The sequence below is a fragment of the Pseudomonas sp. LBUM1648 genome, assembly GCF_059716145.1.
Genome location: NZ_CP166808.1, coordinates 4,719,506 through 4,735,927, shown reverse-complemented (window position 1 = coordinate 4,735,927; position 16,422 = coordinate 4,719,506). Strand labels below are relative to the sequence as shown.

10 protein-coding genes are annotated in these 16,422 nt (G+C 58.7%); 4 read left to right on the top strand and 6 right to left on the bottom strand.

Features of this window, described 5'->3' with window-relative positions; all coding sequences use genetic code 11:
• The first annotated feature begins 18 nt into the window (after positions 1 to 18).
• Positions 19 to 351 carry a YnfA family protein gene (locus ACA043_RS21375; RefSeq protein ID WP_003226957.1) on the top strand — a complete coding sequence of 111 codons (333 nt, stop codon included), beginning with the start codon at positions 19 to 21 and terminating at the stop codon, positions 349 to 351.
• 147 nt (positions 352 to 498) lie between these two features.
• Positions 499 to 684 carry a carbon storage regulator CsrA gene (gene csrA / locus ACA043_RS21370; protein WP_077574041.1) on the top strand — a complete coding sequence of 62 codons (186 nt, stop codon included), beginning with the start codon at positions 499 to 501 and terminating at the stop codon, positions 682 to 684.
• A gap of 5 nt (positions 685 to 689) precedes the next feature.
• Here csrA and ACA043_RS21365 read toward each other — a convergent pair whose 3' ends face one another.
• From ACA043_RS21365 to ACA043_RS21345, 5 genes are all read right to left on the bottom strand, one after another.
• Positions 690 to 917 (bottom strand): YheU family protein, encoded by a 228-nt coding sequence (locus ACA043_RS21365; RefSeq protein ID WP_003192759.1) that lies wholly within the window; start codon positions 915 to 917, stop codon positions 690 to 692.
• A gap of 170 nt (positions 918 to 1,087) precedes the next feature.
• The gene (locus tag ACA043_RS21360) at positions 1,088 to 2,278 is read right to left on the bottom strand and encodes an osmoprotectant NAGGN system M42 family peptidase (RefSeq protein ID WP_497657875.1); all 1,191 of its coding nucleotides are present in this window, start codon (positions 2,276 to 2,278) and stop codon (positions 1,088 to 1,090) included.
• Positions 2,279 to 2,440: 162 nt separating this feature from the next.
• Entirely contained in the window at positions 2,441 to 4,189 is a 1,749-nt protein-coding gene (ngg, locus tag ACA043_RS21355) for an N-acetylglutaminylglutamine synthetase (protein WP_497657874.1), read from the bottom strand.
• A gap of 3 nt (positions 4,190 to 4,192) precedes the next feature.
• Positions 4,193 to 5,965 carry an N-acetylglutaminylglutamine amidotransferase gene (locus ACA043_RS21350; RefSeq protein ID WP_401271010.1) on the bottom strand — a complete coding sequence of 591 codons (1,773 nt, stop codon included), beginning with the start codon at positions 5,963 to 5,965 and terminating at the stop codon, positions 4,193 to 4,195.
• Positions 5,966 to 6,185: 220 nt separating this feature from the next.
• Positions 6,186 to 7,577, bottom strand: coding sequence for a dermonecrotic toxin domain-containing protein (locus ACA043_RS21345; protein WP_497657873.1), 1,392 nt, complete (start codon positions 7,575 to 7,577; stop codon positions 6,186 to 6,188).
• Between the two features lie 250 nt (positions 7,578 to 7,827).
• Between ACA043_RS21345 and ACA043_RS21340 the strand changes: the two genes are divergently transcribed.
• Positions 7,828 to 12,663 carry an NEL-type E3 ubiquitin ligase domain-containing protein gene (locus tag ACA043_RS21340; RefSeq protein ID WP_497657872.1) on the top strand — a complete coding sequence of 1,612 codons (4,836 nt, stop codon included), beginning with the start codon at positions 7,828 to 7,830 and terminating at the stop codon, positions 12,661 to 12,663.
• A gap of 4 nt (positions 12,664 to 12,667) precedes the next feature.
• Here the strand turns inward: ACA043_RS21340 and mnmC are convergent, their stop codons facing one another.
• Positions 12,668 to 14,647 carry a bifunctional tRNA (5-methylaminomethyl-2-thiouridine)(34)-methyltransferase MnmC2/FAD-dependent 5-carboxymethylaminomethyl-2-thiouridine(34) oxidoreductase MnmC1 gene (mnmC, locus tag ACA043_RS21335; protein ID WP_497657871.1) on the bottom strand — a complete coding sequence of 660 codons (1,980 nt, stop codon included), beginning with the start codon at positions 14,645 to 14,647 and terminating at the stop codon, positions 12,668 to 12,670.
• Positions 14,648 to 14,819: 172 nt separating this feature from the next.
• On the opposite strand from mnmC, the gene pap reads away from it, so the two are divergent.
• A complete protein-coding gene (pap, locus tag ACA043_RS21330) occupies positions 14,820 to 16,334 on the top strand; it encodes a polyphosphate:AMP phosphotransferase (protein ID WP_187677744.1) in 1,515 nt (504 codons plus the stop codon).
• Positions 16,335 to 16,422: the final 88 nt, after the last annotated feature.

Below are 16,422 nucleotides of genomic sequence, written 5' to 3'. Positions count from 1 at the left end.
CCCTGTCGAGACGTGTCAATGCTCAATTATTTGTGGTTCTTCCTTGCGGCGCTGTTTGAAATCGCCGGTTGTTTTGCTTTCTTCATGTGGCTGCGTCAGGGCAAAAGTGCCCTGTGGGTGATCCCGGCGCTGCTCAGTCTGACCCTGTTCGCGCTGTTGTTGACGCGCGTCGAAGCGGCCTACGCCGGTCGCGCCTATGCCGCTTATGGCGGGATCTACATCGTGGCTTCGATTGGTTGGCTGGCCGTGGTCGAGCGAGTTCGTCCATTGGGTTCGGACTGGATCGGCGTGGCGTTGTGCGTGATCGGTGCCAGCGTGATTCTGTTCGGCCCACGCTTTTCCGCCGCTTGAGGCGAAGGCTGTTTAACGATTTGCGGGAAATGTCTGAAGGTCAGCGCGCCTGACGCTGTAGGGCATTACTGATTTGCCCGCAACGCATTGTAGAGCCGCCGCAAGCCGCGCATCTTCAGGGTTCGCTAACCCTGAAGGACGAATCTCATGCTTGTACTCAGCCGTGTCGTTGGTGAGTTGATTTCAATCGGTGATGACATCACCTTGCGCGTTCTGTCAGTGAACGGTTCCAGCGTGCGCTTCGGCGTCGAGGCGCCACAGAAAGTCAATGTGCATCGTGCGGAGGTCTACGAGCGGATCCAGCGCAAACAGGCTACGCAAAAGGTTCGCTGAGGATTTCAGTCAAACAGATGCTTGGGCACGTCGTGCTTGAGCATCAACTGGCACTGTTCGCTTTCCGGGTCGAAGACAATCAGCGCCTGGCCCTTGGTCAGTGCCTGGCGTACGCGCAATACGCGGGTTTCCAGCGGCGTGTCGTCGCCGTTATCGGTGCCGTCGCGTGTGACGAAATCTTCGATGAGGCGGGTGAGGGTGTCGACTTCAAGAGCGTCGTAAGGGATGAGCATGGGCACCTCGGCTGAATCAATGGCGGGATGCTACGGCGATTGGTGGTTGCCTGCCAGTTTTGTGTTGCCTGATCTGGCCCCTTCGCGAGCAGGCTCGCTCCCACATTTAGAATGCGTTTCCCTGTAGGAGCGAGCCTGCTCGCGAAGGCGATGGTTCTGCCAACAATGATTTAACTGTCGGAACGCTGCCCCACCAGACTGTCCACTGGCGGCACTCGCGTTTCGCTCTCCATCTGCGTGTCGTGCTCGATCTGATGACTGAAGCGGTCCAGCGATGCATTGGCCGGCGCCGCGTCGCTGGCAAATACCGGCGGACTCAGGATGTAAGCCCCGAGCAAGCGACTGAGCGCCGCCAGACTGTCGATGTGCGTGCGCTCATAACCATGGGTCGCATCGCAGCCAAAGGCGAGCAGGGCAGTGCGGATGTCGTGGCCGGCAGTCACCGCCGAATGCGCATCGCTGAAGTAGTAGCGGAACAGGTCGCGGCGCACCGGCAGTTCGTTTTCACCGGCCAGACGCAGCAGGTGGCGCGACAGGTGATAGTCGTATGGGCCGCCGGAATCCTGCATCGCCACACTCACCGCGTGTTCACTGGAATGCTGCCCCGGCGCGACCGGCGCAATGTCGATGCCAACGAACTCGCTGACGTCCCACGGCAAAGCCGCCGCCGCACCGCTGCCGGTTTCCTCGGTGATGGTGAACAGCGGGTGGCAGTCGATCATCAGTTCCTGACCGCTATCGACGATGGCTTTGAGTGCCGCCAGCAACGCGGCGACGCCAGCCTTGTCATCGAGGTGACGGGCGCTGATATGGCCGCTTTCGGTGAATTCCGGCAGCGGATCAAACGCCACCACATCACCGACGCTGATACCCAGCGAGTCGCAATCGGCCTTGGTTGCGCAGTAGGCGTCCAGGCGCAGTTCGACGTGATCCCAACTGATCGGCATCTCGTCCACCGCGGTATTGAACGCATGCCCGGAAGCCATGAGGGGCAACACACTGCCGCGAATCACGCCTTTGTCGGTGAACAGGCTGACGCGACTGCCCTCGGCAAAACGGCTCGACCAGCATCCGACCGGTGCAAGGGTCAGGCGACCGTTGTCTTTGACCGCCCGGACAGCAGCGCCGATAGTGTCCAGATGCGCGGAAACGGCGCGGTCGGGGCTGTTTTTTCGACCCTTGAGCGTCGCGCGAATGGTGCCGCGCCGGGTCATTTCGAAAGGGATGCCGAGTTCTTCCAGACGCTCGGCGACGTAACGCACGATGGTGTCGGTGAACCCGGTGGGGCTGGGAATGGCGAGCATTTCCAGCAGGACTTTTTGCAGGTAGTTGAGATCCGGTTCGGGGATTTGTGTGGTCATGGAAACTCCTGATGGGTTGAGCACATCGATGGTTTCGATGAGGAGAAAAATTTGTAGCGCCTGAGGCGGCCCCTTCGCGAGCAGGCTCGCTCCCACAGGGGACCGCATTTCAAATGTGGGAGCGAGCCTGCTCGCGAAGGCGTCAGTAGATGCACCACATGATCAAGAAACTGCCGGCTTGCTGTGCGGAAACAACAAATCGACAAACCGCTCGGCAGTCGGCTGCGGTTCATGATTCGCCAGACCGGCCCGCTCGTTGGCTTCGATAAACACGTACTCCGGTTGATCTGGCGCCGGCACCATCAGGTCGAGGCCGACCATCGGAATATCCAGCGCCCGCGCCGCCCGCACGGCGGCATCGATCAGGGTCGGATGCAGAATCGCCGTGACATCCTCCAGCGTGCCACCGGTGTGCAGATTCGCCGTGCGCCGCACAAACAAATGCTCGCCCGCCGGCAAGATGCTGCTGTAGTCGTAACCGGCCGCATGCAAGGTGCGCTGGGTTTCGTGATCCAGCGGGATTTTGCTCTCGCCGCCTGTAGCCGCTTGCCGGCGTCGGCTCTGGGCTTCGATCAGCGCACCAATCGAATGCTGACCATCACCGATCACTTCCGCCGGACGACGAATTGCCGCCGCCACCACTTCAAAACCGATCACCAGAATCCGCAGATCCAGACCTTCGTGGAAGCTTTCCAACAGCACTCGGCTATCGAATTGCTTGGCCGCTTCGATGGCCTGCTGCACCTCCTCGATGCTCTGCAAATCCACTGCCACGCCTTGACCCTGTTCACCATCGAGCGGCTTGACCACCACCCGCTGATGCTCATCGAGAAACTCTAAATTGTCATCGGCGTTGCCCGCCAATTGCTGCGAGGGCAGCTTCAGTCCGGCAGCCTTCAACACTTTGTGGGTCAGGCTTTTGTCCTGACACAGACTCATGCTGATCGCGCTGGTCAGATCGCTCAACGATTCGCGGCAACGCACGCGGCGCCCGCCATGGCTGAGGGTGAACAGTCCGGCCTCGGCGTCATCCACTTGCACGTCGATGCCACGGCGATGGGCTTCTTCGACGATGATCCGCGCATAGGGATTGAAATTGGCTTCCGGCCCTGGACCCAGGAACAGCGTCTGGTTGATGCCATTCTTGCGCTTGATCGCGAAGGTCGAGAGGTTGCGGAAACCGAGTTTGGCGTAGAGGTTTTTCGCCTGACGGTTGTCGTGCAACACCGACAGATCGAGATAGCTCAAGCCGCGACTCATGAAGTGCTCGATCAAGTGGCGCACCAGCACTTCGCCGACACCGGGGCGCGAGCACTGCGGGTCCACCGCAAGGCACCAGAGGCTGCTGCCGTTTTCCGGATCGTTGAAGGCCTTGTGGTGATTCAGGCCCATGACGCTGCCGATCACCGCGCCGCTGTCTTCATCCTCGGCCAGCCAGTAAACCGGGCCGCCCTGATGATGCGGGGTGAGCAGCGCCGGATCGATCGGCAACATGCCGCGCGCCTGATACAGGTGATTGATTGCCTGCCAGTCTGCTTCGCTTTGTGCACGACGAATACGAAAGCCGCGAAACACGCGGGTGGCCTGGCGATAGTCGCTGAACCACAGGCGCAGGGTGTCGGACGGGTCGAGAAACAATTGCGTCGGTTCGAGGCCGAGAATCTGCTGCGGTGCGGCGACGTACAGGGCAATGTCACGCTCGCCGGGCTGCTCGTTGAGCAGCTCTCGGGCCAGTGTTGCCGGGTCGGGAAAAGTGTGGCCGATCAGCAACCGGCCCCAGCCGCAATGCACTGCAATCGGCGCAGTTGCGAGTTCGCTGCCGTCTTCGGCCAGGCGCGCCTGCAAACGCTCATACGACGGCGTCTGGCCGCGTATCAGGCGTTGGTTAATGGCCGTGGCGTGGGGTTTCATCAATCAGATTCCTTGTTCACTGAGCCACAGGTTCAGGGCCGCGAGTTGCCACAGTTTCGAACCGCGCAACGGCGTCAGTTGGCCTTGCGGATCAGTCAGTAATTTGTCGAGCATGGCCGGGTTGAACAGGCCGCGATCCTGGCTTGGATCGAGCAGCAGTTCGCGCACCCAGTTCAAGGTGTCGCCTTGCAAATGTTTGAGGCCGGGCACCGGGAAGTAGCCTTTCTTGCGGTCGATCACTTCGCTTGGAATGACCCGTCGCGCCGCTTCTTTCAGCACTTGTTTGCCGCCATCGGGCAGCTTGAATTTGCCGGGAACCCGCGCCGACAGTTCGACCAGTCGATAGTCGAGAAACGGCGTGCGCGCCTCCAGGCCCCAGGCCATGGTCATGTTGTCGACGCGTTTGACCGGGTCGTCTACCAGCATCACGGTGCTGTCCAGACGCAGGGCCTTGTCCACCGCGGCATCGGCGCCGGGTTGGGCGAAATGCTCTTTCACGTAGTCACCGGCGGCGTCATTGGCGGTCAGCCATTTCGGTTGCACGGTGGCGGCGTAGTCGTCATAGCTGCGGTCGAAAAACGCTTCGCGGTAGGCCGCGTAAGGATCGGCCGCGCCGTCCACTTGCGGGTACCAGTGATAACCGGCGAACAGTTCATCTGCGCCTTGGCCGCTCTGCACCACTTTGCAATGCTTGGCCACTTCGCGAGACAACAGATAGAAAGCGATGCAGTCGTGGCTGACCATCGGCTCGCTCATCGCGCGGAATGCGGCGGGCAGTTGTTCGATGATCTCTTTCTCGTCGATACGCAGTTGGTGATGCTGAGTGCCGTAGTGTTTGGCGATCAGGTCGGAATACTGAAATTCGTCGCCGCGCTCGCCACCGGCATCCTGGAAACCGATAGAGAAGGTCGACAGATTTTCTACACCGACTTCACGCAACAGACCGACGAGCATGCTCGAGTCGACACCGCCCGACAGCAGCACGCCAACATCCACTGCCGCACGTTGACGAATTGCCACGGCTTCGCGGGTGCTGTCGAGTACGCGGTCGACCCAGTCTTCGAGCTGCAGGTTTTTCTCGTCCTCGTGTGGGCCGTAGGGCAGGGTCCACCAGGTTTTCTGCTCGGTGGTGCCGTCCGCTTCAACGCGCATCCAGGTCGCTGGCGGCAGTTTCTCGATGCCAGCCAACAGCGTGCGTGGCGCAGGCACCACGGCGTGGAAGTTCAGGTAATGGTTGAGCGCGACGGGATCGAGGATCGGGTTGATGTCGCCACCCTTGAGCAGCGCCGGCAGGGCCGAGGCAAAACGCAAACGCTGGCCGGTACGTGACAGGTACAGCGGCTTCACGCCGAGACGGTCACGGGCGATGAACAGACGCTGCGCATCGCGCTCCCAGATGGCGAATGCAAACATGCCGTTGAGTTTTGGCAGCAGCGCTTCGCCCCAGGCGTGATAACCCTTGAGCAGCACTTCGGTGTCGCCACCGGAATAGAAGGCGTAGCCCAGTGCTTCAAGTTCGGCACGCAGCTCCGGGAAGTTGTAGATCGCGCCGTTGAAGGCCAGTGACAGGCCCAACTGGCTGTCGATCATCGGCTGCGCCGAGCCGTCCGACAGGTCCATGATTTTCAGGCGACGATGGCCCAGGGCAATCGGCCCTTGGGCGTGGAAGCCCCACGCGTCAGGGCCGCGAGGGGCCAGGTGATGGGTGATTCGCTCAATGGCTGCAAGGTCTGCAGGTTGTTGATCAAAACGTAACTCGCCAGCTAATCCGCACATAAAATCCTTACCGGTTTTTCCGTTGGGGAGGGTGTCAAGCCATGCCTCGCCAAAAGGGCAGGCACTCAGAAACTGACCCGCCCCGGTAAGTGGAGTTTTAGAACGATAAGTTATAAGGCCGTTGTTGTATCTATCCGCGCTCCGGAATAAGCGGGCGTTGACCCTTCGCTGTTTGCTGATAACTGAAGGGTTTGATCGACGATGGTTTTGTAGCGGGTTATCAGTCGGCGTCTACCTGCAAACCCTCGAGATCGGTATCAGGCGAGGACAATCGTTTTTTCAGATCCAGCAGGCGTGACAGGGCATTGTACTTCTCGATGGCGGTCCAACTGCCCAGACCGGCGAACACGGAGCCCAGCAATTCATCTGTGGCGTAAGTGCGCAAGCGGCTGCTGAAATTATGGGTCGGGCTGGTGGAAAGTCGCTCGCTCTTACCCAAGGTATGAACGTCGCGCCTGTTGGCGTAGGCGGGCTCGTTGACATTGGCGAGTGGCACGGCAATGTCCCTGGCATCTGCGGACAACTTATCCAGATAGCGGTCGAAGAGATGTTTGCACAGCCCTTTCTTTAGCGGGATAAACGTTATGTCGTTGACAGCCGAAATGTTAGTCAGGTCCTTTGCCTTTATTTCATTTTGTTCGGTATTGGTAAGTTGGGAGAAGATGAGTTTTTGGAATTCGTTATTTGCTAGGAAGTTGATGGCGAATCGATATTTTGACTGGTCTTCGCTATCGTCTGTGTAGAAGCCGTCACCCGTATCGTTGGGGAAGTACACGATGCAATGGTCTTTTCGCGACGGGTCAGGCCGGCGGCATGTGATCAGAATTGCATCGGTGGTGTACTTGCCAAATAACTGTATCGACTGCAGTTCTGTTTTGCCGTTATTAAAATTGGCACCATAGAAAATATCTCCGTTTCCATTGGTCAGATCCAACAGGGTGAAAAGCCGGTGCAGAGGAAAAACGGGATTTTTGAAATACTTTTCATAGGCGCTGAGTTTCATGTTGAATTTGTGCAGGCGCGTGCCGATCAATTCAATAGTTGAAACTTTAAACGTTCTGGCGATGTGTTTCTGGTATTGACCTCCCAGATCCAGTTTGCGACTCAGAGTAGCAAACTCTTGTGCGGACACCTTGATCGCGTCAGGGGCGTCGCCTGTTGCCTGGCCAAGAATGTCCAAAATCTCGCTGTCGTTCGAGAAATAACCGGGAGCCGCTTCTTCGTCGGTGAAATTCAACATCGCCGCCTGCAGCAGGGTGTAGGTATAGGACGCAACATCCGTAGTGTTTTCAGGCTTGAGCCTGATGCTGTCGTTGACGCTGAAGCGTGTCCCATAGGTTTGCTTGAGTTCATGGCGAAGTTCGCGTCTGCAGAAATTCTCCAGTGTTTCCAGTTTGCCTGCCAACTCATCAATATAATCCTGATAGGGCAGCGCTTCATCGAGCGTTGCGCGAAAACCGGCCAGCCTCGTGGGGTCGTCTTTTGCCATGCCGTGGGTGATGAATCGTTGCACGGCAGTTGCCTTGTCCTGATCTTTGACGACATCGAAGATGTTCCCGATGGCGTCAGCGTCCGATATCGTGGCGGGCGGGTTATTTGTAGGTGAAGTCATACTGGAAGTCTCTTTTTTATATGAGATGCCATGTTATGTTCGGCTGTCGTGATAAAAAAGTTCTTTTATTGAATGGTTTCTTGTGTGCTTTGCGTTAGTATTTGAATGTTTAATATAAATATATACCGCACGGTCTTTGGTGAGGTGTGTTTGCTGTAATGTAATTTAAATGAGTTAGGGTTACATGTTTTAATTTGTAGTGAATGTGGATAAGGTTGAAGTTCAATCCTGCAATAAAGGACTATTGCCGATGAACACCACACAGGATAAATCCGCACCGCGCGCATTGACTCAAAATGAAGTACTCAGCGCTTTGTTCGAAGCCACAGGCGACCTGGACAGCGCCGAGGCGCTGCAAAAAAACCTGCCCGATATGCTGCTCAAGAGTTCGGTCGCCACTTTGGCCGCACTCGACCAGACCGCGCGCGACCTGCACGCCGCTCAGCTCAAGGTCGAGAAGGATCTACTGCTGCTCAAACCCCTGAAAAGCTTCTGCATTGCCGAATTGACCAAGGCGTTGAGTCGCAAGTGGTCGGCGAGCTTCAATGTCGAGAAGGATCTGTTGAGTCTGCCGGGGATCGATTGCGGTTGCCCGCCGACCTCAACCGACGCCCAAGGTATTGAAACCTTTGCGCACGCTTCACAAACATTGCTGCACGCGGCGATGCAGAACTTCAGCGAGGACGAAGAGGCCGACAATTATCCTGTCGGCAGTTTGATCCAGGTGCATGGCGCACCCTCAGGCGTGGCCGGGTTGACCCCGGCATCGTTCGCCAGATTCTGTCGCGAACTGGATCTGGGTAAACGCTACCAGGAACATTTCCAGCAGGTGTTCGGCCTGGCCGACAGCGACGGCAAAGTGGTTGCGACCAGCCCGATGACTCGCGATATCGCGACGCTGAAAAAACACCTGCTGCAACTGGATATGCATTTGGCCGGGCTAAGGCAGCACATCACGCCGCAAGGCCTGCAAACGATCCAGAGGCTGATTGCCGCTGATGGCGAGGTCTCGTCGAAAACACTGCATTACAAGAAGCGTGCATTGCTCATGCAGGGCATTGAGGTGCTCGACAGTTGCGTCTGGGGTGTTGTGGTGTTTTCCGCCCGGTCGTTCGAGTTGTACCCGGACGAATGGTGCCTGGTGTACATGGCCAACGAGCCGCAAAGGCCTTTGTACGAGTACGCCAGTTTCAACGCATTCAAGCAGTACCTCACGCAGAAATTGAATGTGAAAAGCTACAAGGACTATTTCGCCAACAGTCTTGACGAAGATGACAAGGCCGACTTCTTCAAAACCTTCGCCGATAAAGCTGATCTGGGCCACATCCGGCAGTTGCCGATCACCGTGCCACTGTTCGAGTTCATGGTGCAAAGTCACGTCGGCAAGATGCAGATCGACGCTCGCAAGCTCGCCGTGCCGACCGCCGATGTTGATGAAGAGGTGCGTCAGAAACGCTTTCTCGATTTTCTCGAACTGGGTGTGACGATTGCGACGGTGGCAGGTTTTTTCGTTCCGGTAGTCGGCCAATTGATGATGGGGGTCGCGCTCGGGCAACTGTTGGCGGAGGTGTACGAAGGGGTCGAAGACTGGCGTCGGGGCGATCAGCAGGAGGCTTTGTCACATGTGCTCAGCGTGGTCGAAAATATTCTGCTGATGGGCGTTTTCGCCGGTGCGCAGAAGGCGGTCGGTGCGTTGGGAAGCAAACTGGTTCGTGCCCATCCGGAGTTTTTCGACCAGTTCACCGCGATTCTCGACCCGACCGGCAAACCACGCCTGTGGAAGCCCGATCTGAGGACGTATGAGCATCAGCTTCCATCGGGATTTACGGTGGCGGATGGCTCTGAGGAGCTCTATCAGATCCGGGACAAAACCGTGGCTCGGGTTGACCATCGGATATTTTCCGGAAGCATCGATCCAGTCAGTCGGGTCTGGCGTCTTGACCATCCTGAGCGCCCTCAAGCCTATGCCGCCGAGCTTGAACGGCACATCGAGGGTGGCTGGCGCCTGGCGGCTGAAGATGTCGAAAAGTGGAAAAGCGCGCCCTATACCCTCAAACGCATTGATCCGCATCTGAGCGAGTTCGGGGATACGGATCTGGAGATGATTCGCCGAATCAGCAACATCCCGCACGATGAATTGCAGCGCGCCTTTACTGACAACCTGGTCTTGCCTGCCCGGTTACGCGACACCGTGGAGCGCTTGCGGATCGAGCGTCGGTTACGCCAATTCATCATCGAACTGCAAAGCGGCGAAACCCACGCTGGCCAGCCACTGCCGGAGCAGTTGCACGGCCTGCCGAAACTGCCGGGCTGGCCTACTGATCGCTACATCGCAGTCAGTGATCCCGAAGGCACAATCACTGCAACCTATCCAACGACCACCCTCCTCGATGAAGAACTCAGCGTGGCTGTCAGCCAGGATCAACTGGAGGAGGGGCAGTTGCTCCAGACGGTAATCGATGGCCTGTTTCAGCACGAGGTCGATACGTTGCTGGGAGCCAGGGTCAGCCCTGAGTCGCAAAGGCCAGCGTTGGCGAAAAAACTGGGGGCGGCGTTCAAGGCTGATCGTCGCGCGGTTTTTGAGCGAATGTACCAGCGACATGACCAGAGTGATGCGGACGAGGTGAAGAAGCTGCGTAGCGTGTTCGCCGATATTCCCGCGCGCTATGCGCAACGCCTGATTGATCAGGCGTCGAGTGTTGATCGTTTGCATTTGCGCTCCACCGGGCGGGTGCCCTTGCGGCTGGCGCAAAAAGCCCGCGAAGCTAGCGCCCAAGTGCGACTCGATCGCGCGCTAAGCGGGTTTCACGTACCGCAGATCGCCAATGCCGACTGTGAAAAACTGGCCATCCAGTTGCTGCCCCGTTTGAGTGGATGGGACGCTGAACTGCGCCTGTCGGTGCGTGACAAGACACTGACCGGGCCGATATTGGAAGCCATCGGTAATGAATCGGCGACACCCCTGAACACCTGCACGCTGGTCAAATCCAGCAACGGCTACGAAGCGTTTGGCGGGGACGGTAAATCCCTCGGGATTACCGCAGCAGGTCCCGACAGCCTTTATGCCGCGATCCTCAAGGCACTCCCTCCGCGCCAGCGCATCGCCGCCGGCTTCGCCGATCCTGTGGACGCCGACAGTGCGCGGCTGCGCAGCAAATTACTCAACGTTGCGCTGGATGAGCGTGAGACCAGTGCCCAGCTATTGGCCGGCGGCGAGTTTGCACCGCTGAGCGCTGAACTCGGCTGTTTTCAAGCTGACCATGCAGCGACGGCGACCACGCATCCGCGAGCACTGATCCGCAAGGTGAGAAAACTCTATCCACGTTTCTCCCAAGCGCAGGCCATCGAGCTTATCGATCAGTTGGGCGACGACCCGTTGACACGCGCGGCCCGGGTCAAAGGTCTGCGCCATGAACTGCTGCAATTGCGTGAGGTGCTGGACGTCTGGAGTGAGGACATAGCTGCGATGAGGGCGCTGGGCGGTGACTTGCGTGAAGAGTGGTACAGCCGCAAGTTGACGGCAGGGCTGATTGAAGACGGGTTTCGGCGGCTGTTTCTGGCGACCGATGAAAGTGGCCAATCGGTCTGTGTGCTGAATCTCGACGGAATGCGGGTGGGGGCATTGCCCACGTTACCGCCGGAGTTGAACTTCGATCATATTCAGCAGTTGTCGATGAAAAACATGGCGCAGGGTGATGATCTCGTTTATTTCCTCAAGTCATTCAAAAAGGTCGAGTCCCTGCAACTCGACAACAATAAAATCACGCGGCTGCCCGAGATTCTGTCGCACATGCCCAATCTCGCCCGGTTGAGTCTGGCGGGTAACCAGATCAAGCTGACCGAACAGTCTCTGGTGAAGCTGAGCAACATACGCACAATGTGCAACTTGAACCTGAGCAGTAACCCGTTGGGCGCGACCCCGGACGTGAGCAAGATGTTTGACCTGCACTCCCTGTCCTTGCGTGAGACGGGTGCCACCGAATTACCCAAAGGCCTTGCACGCCTGCCTTATCTGGACTGGGTGGATCTGCGCAACAACGACATCAAGGAGCTGCCGAACTGGCTGTTCAAAACATCGAAACGTTTCAGTCAGGCCGTCAACCTGCGCGGTAATCCCTTGTCGAGCACCAGCGCCACTCATCTGGCCGATTATCGAAACAACGTCGGTATCGGCATGGGCTATCTGGAAGACGATATCGCTCGACTCGATGAACAGCAGGCGCGCTCACTGTGGTTTAAGGACGGAGCCGGAGAGGACTGGGGCCGGCGTAACCGGATCTGGACAGCCTTCAAGGACGATCCACGGGCCGAGGGCCTGTTTCATTTGCTGGCGGAGGTCGGCAATACGGCCGACTCTGAAAAGGTCAGCGACGACATGCATCGCCGGGTTTGGGCGATCCTTGAAGCCGCGGAATCCGACGCAGAGCTGTGCGAGCAAGTGCTCAATCTGGCCGCCAACCCGATCAACTGTACGGATACGGCGGCGATGAATTTCAGCCATATTGAAGTCGCCGTGGAAGTCGACAGGGTGACCAGCCTCGCCGGCGGCCGAACCACCAGTGCGAAGCCTTTGCTCCAACTGGGCAGGGGCCTGTTCCGGCTGGACAAACTGGACCACATCGCCCAAGAGCATGTGCGCAAGAACCCGACTGCCGATCCGCTTGAGGTGAACCTTGCGTATCGTACGGGCCTTGCCGATGACCTTGATCTGCCGGGGCAGCCTCGGCATATGCGGTTTGCCGTGTTGGGCGGGGTGACCGAAGCGGATCTGGCTACGGCAAAAAATGCGGTCAATACCGCTGAACTGTCCTCCGAATGGCTGACATTCATGCTGCGTCAGCCATTCTGGTGCGAGTACCTCAAGCGCACGTTTCCGCGATCGTTCAACAGCATTGAGCAAACGTTCGCATCGCAAATCGATGCCGTTTTTGATCAGGCAACCAAGCTGACCACCGGGGATTACCTGAACCAGATGGATGCGATCAAACTCAAACGCGAGGAGGCCGAAGAAACAGTGGTCACCCGCCTGACCAACGATGCGATACGGCTGATGGACCTGGGCATCTGTGCGATGCCCGGTGATTGAAGCTTTACTTGCCGCGTATCAGCTGACGTAACGCGAAACGGTTGGGGTGACAGGCCTCGGCAACGCTTCTTGGTAGTGGCAACGGCTCATCGTTCAACCAGGCCGCGAGCAGTTCGCCAGAGAGTGGCGCGGTGATCAGACCGCGCGAGCCATGGCCGCTGTTGACGTATAGACCGTCGAGCCAAGGGCAGGCGATGTCCGGCACTTGTCGGGCATCCTTGCTCAGCGCCGCGTACGCGTGAGTGAACGCGGCACGGTCGGCGAGGGGGCCGACGATCGGCAGGTAGTCCGGGCTTGTGCAGCGGAAAGCCGCGCGGCCCAGTAGGTTCTCAACATCCTGTTCACTGATGATCAGGCGTGAGACGAGGTCGCTGGAAATCTCTTCGAGCATCGCCAGATTGCCCAGGTGTTCGGCGGTGGTCGGGGTCAGGTCGTCGCTGTTGAAATCGAAACTGGCGCCGAGGGTGTGTTCACCCAGTCGTGCGGGTGCGACGTAGCCTTCAGCGCACACCACTGTGGCCAGTGCCTGGCTTTGTTCCGTCTGCGCCAGGCGTGTGATCTGTCCGCGAATACGCTTGAGGGGTAACTCGGCGCTTTGCGCGAAACGTTTGATCTCGGCAGCACCGGCCAGCACCACGACGGGAGCGCTGGCGAGCAAACGGTCGCCGTCGAAGGCTTGCCATTGATCATCCACCTTGCGCAGTTCCAGCACTTCGCGATGGCTGAGCAATTCGATGTTCGGTTGCATGGCCTGTGCCTGACACAGCGCGGGTGGATGCACCCAACCCCCTTCGGGATAGTACAAACCACCATGCTCCAGACCCACGCCGGCGCGGGCCTGCGCTTGAGGCTGGTCGAGCCACTGCAACAGGTCTGTCGGGAAGGCTTCTGCCAGTTGAGCGTGGCGTTCGGCTTCCTTGGCATTGAACGCCAGTTGCAGCACGCCGCAATCGTCCCAGTCGGTACCGCGTTGCAGACTTTCGAGCAGGCGGCGGGTGTAACCGAAGCCGCTGACAATCAGTTGCGATAGTGCGGTGCCATGGGCCGACAGTTTCAGATACAGCACACCTTGCGGGTTGCCCGAGGCTTCTTGCGCCACGGCGTCGTGGCGTTCGAGCAAACTCACCTGCCAGCCGCGCGCTGCAAGGCTGGCCGCCGTGGCGCAGCCCGCCAGACCTGCGCCAATCACCAGCGCCCGGCGCTCACCGGTCAGAGGAGCAGGGCGCGCGAACCAGGGTTTCTCGGGGGCTGGTGGTGGCACTTCCTGTGGCCAGCCGAGGAACTCGCCACGCAGAATTTCCCACTTGTGGCCGATGCCCGGCGTGCGTTTCATCTTGAACCCGGCAGTGTTAAGCAAGCGCCGCACCCAACCGGTGCTGGTAAAGGTACTGATGGTCGAGCCGGGGGCCGCCAGTCGGGCCAGTTCGACGAACAGCTCGGCGGTCCACATGTCCGGGTTTTTTGCCGGGGCAAAACCGTCGAGGAACCACGCATCGATCTGTGCATCCAGCTGTGGCAATTGTTCCAGGGCATCGCCGATCAGCAGCGTCAACGTCACCCGACCGTCGGCCAGCGTGATCCGTTGGAAGCCTTGATGAATGGCCACGTAATGCTTGAGCAACTGATCGGCCAGCGGTTTGAGTTCTGGCCACAAGGCCAACGCGCGTTGCAGGTCGGCCGGGCTCAACGGGTACTTTTCGACACTGACAAAATGCAGCCTGGAACCCGCCACCGCGTGTTGCTCGAACAGTTGCCAGGCGCAGAGAAAATTCAGCCCGGTACCGAACCCGGTTTCACCGATGACCAGGCGCCCATTCTCCGGCAACGCGGCAAAACGCTCGGCCAAACGGTTCTGTTCAAGGAACACATAACGGGTTTCATCCAGCCCCGACTTGTCGGAAAAATATACGTCATCGAACACTCGCGAACGCGGGCGTCCCTGATCATCCCAGTCGAGTTGGGCGTGGGGCATTACAGGTTTCATGGCAGGCTCGGCAACGACAAGGCGGCCATTCTAGCCGATCGCGCAGGCGCTGCTTGATCCATGGCAAGGCTTGCTCGCGATGTCTCAAGGACAATCCGCCACCCGCGGGAATTTCCGCGCCGCGCCTGTGCCCAATCCGCTAGTCTTGCTGAACCCTGGAAGGAGCCGTCCAATGTTTGAATCCGCTGAAATCGGTCACGCCATCGACAAAGACACTTACGAGGCCGCCGTCCCGGCACTGCGTGAGGCGTTGCTGGAAGCCCAGTTCGAATTGCAGCAGCAAAAGCGTTTCCCGGTGATCATTTTGATCAACGGCATCGAAGGTGCGGGCAAGGGCGAGACGGTCAAGCTGCTCAACGAGTGGATGGACCCGCGCCTGATTGAGGTGCGCACCTTCGACCAGCAGACTGATGAAGAGCTGGCGCACCCACCGGCGTGGCGCTATTGGCGGATGCTGCCGGCCAAGGGGCGTATGGGGGTTTTCTTCGGTAACTGGTACAGCCAGATGCTGCAGGGGCGGGTGCACGGTTTATTCAAGGATCCGCGCCTGGATCAGGCGATCAACGCCGCCGAACGCCTGGAAAAAATGCTCTGCGATGAAGGCGCGCTGATCTTCAAGTTCTGGTTTCACCTGTCCAAGAAGCAGATGAAAGCGCGGCTCAAGTCTCTCGCCGATGACCCGCTGCACAGCTGGCGCATCAGCCCGCTGGACTGGCAGCAATCGCAAACCTACGACAAGTTCGTCAAATACGGCGAGCGCGTGCTGCGCCGCACCAGTCGCGACTACGCACCGTGGCATGTCATTGAAGGCATGGACGCCAACTACCGCAGTCTGGCGGTCGGCAAGATTCTCCTTGAGGGCCTGCAAAATGCCCTGAAGCGCCCGGATGTGCACGCCGAGGAAGTCAACGCAGCACCGTTGGGCACGGCGGTCGATCAGTTGAACCTGCTTGACAGCCTCGACCTGACTCAGCGCCTGGAGAAGAAAGACTACGAAGAGCAACTGATCACCGAGCAGGCGCGACTGTCGGGGCTGATGCGCGACAAACGCATGCGCCGCCACGCTTTGGTGGCCGTGTTTGAAGGTAACGATGCGGCGGGCAAGGGCGGGGCGATTCGCCGGGTGGCGGCTGCGCTCGATCCACGTCAGTACAGCATCGTGCCGATTGCCGCGCCGACCGAAGAGGAGCGGGCGCAGCCGTATTTGTGGCGCTTCTGGCGGCATCTGCCGGCGCGGGGCAAGTTCACCGTGTTCGACCGCTCGTGGTATGGCCGGGTGCTGGTGGAACGCATCGAAGGCTTTTGCAGCCCGGCCGACTGGCTGCGCGCCTACAGCGAAATCAATGATTATGAAGAGCAGATCGCTGACGCCGGGGTGATCGTCGTCAAGTTCTGGCTGGCCATCGACAAGGACACGCAGATGGAGCGCTTTCAGGCGCGCGAAGAAATTCCGTTCAAACGCTTCAAAATCACCGAAGACGACTGGCGCAACCGCGACAAGTGGGACGCCTACCGTGCTGCCGTGGGCGACATGGTCGACCGCACCAGCACCGAGATTTCTCCGTGGACATTGGTCGAGGCCAACGACAAACGCTGGGCGCGGGTCAAGGTGTTGCGCACGATCAACCTCGCGCTGGAAGAGGCTTTCGAGAAGTCCGACAAGAAGGCCAAAAAGCACAAGGACTGAAGCGATGGGCACGCATACGCGGGGTGAATGATTGTCGCGGTCGGTCATTTGGTGGGCTTATGCTCGAGCCACTCTCAACCGACAACAA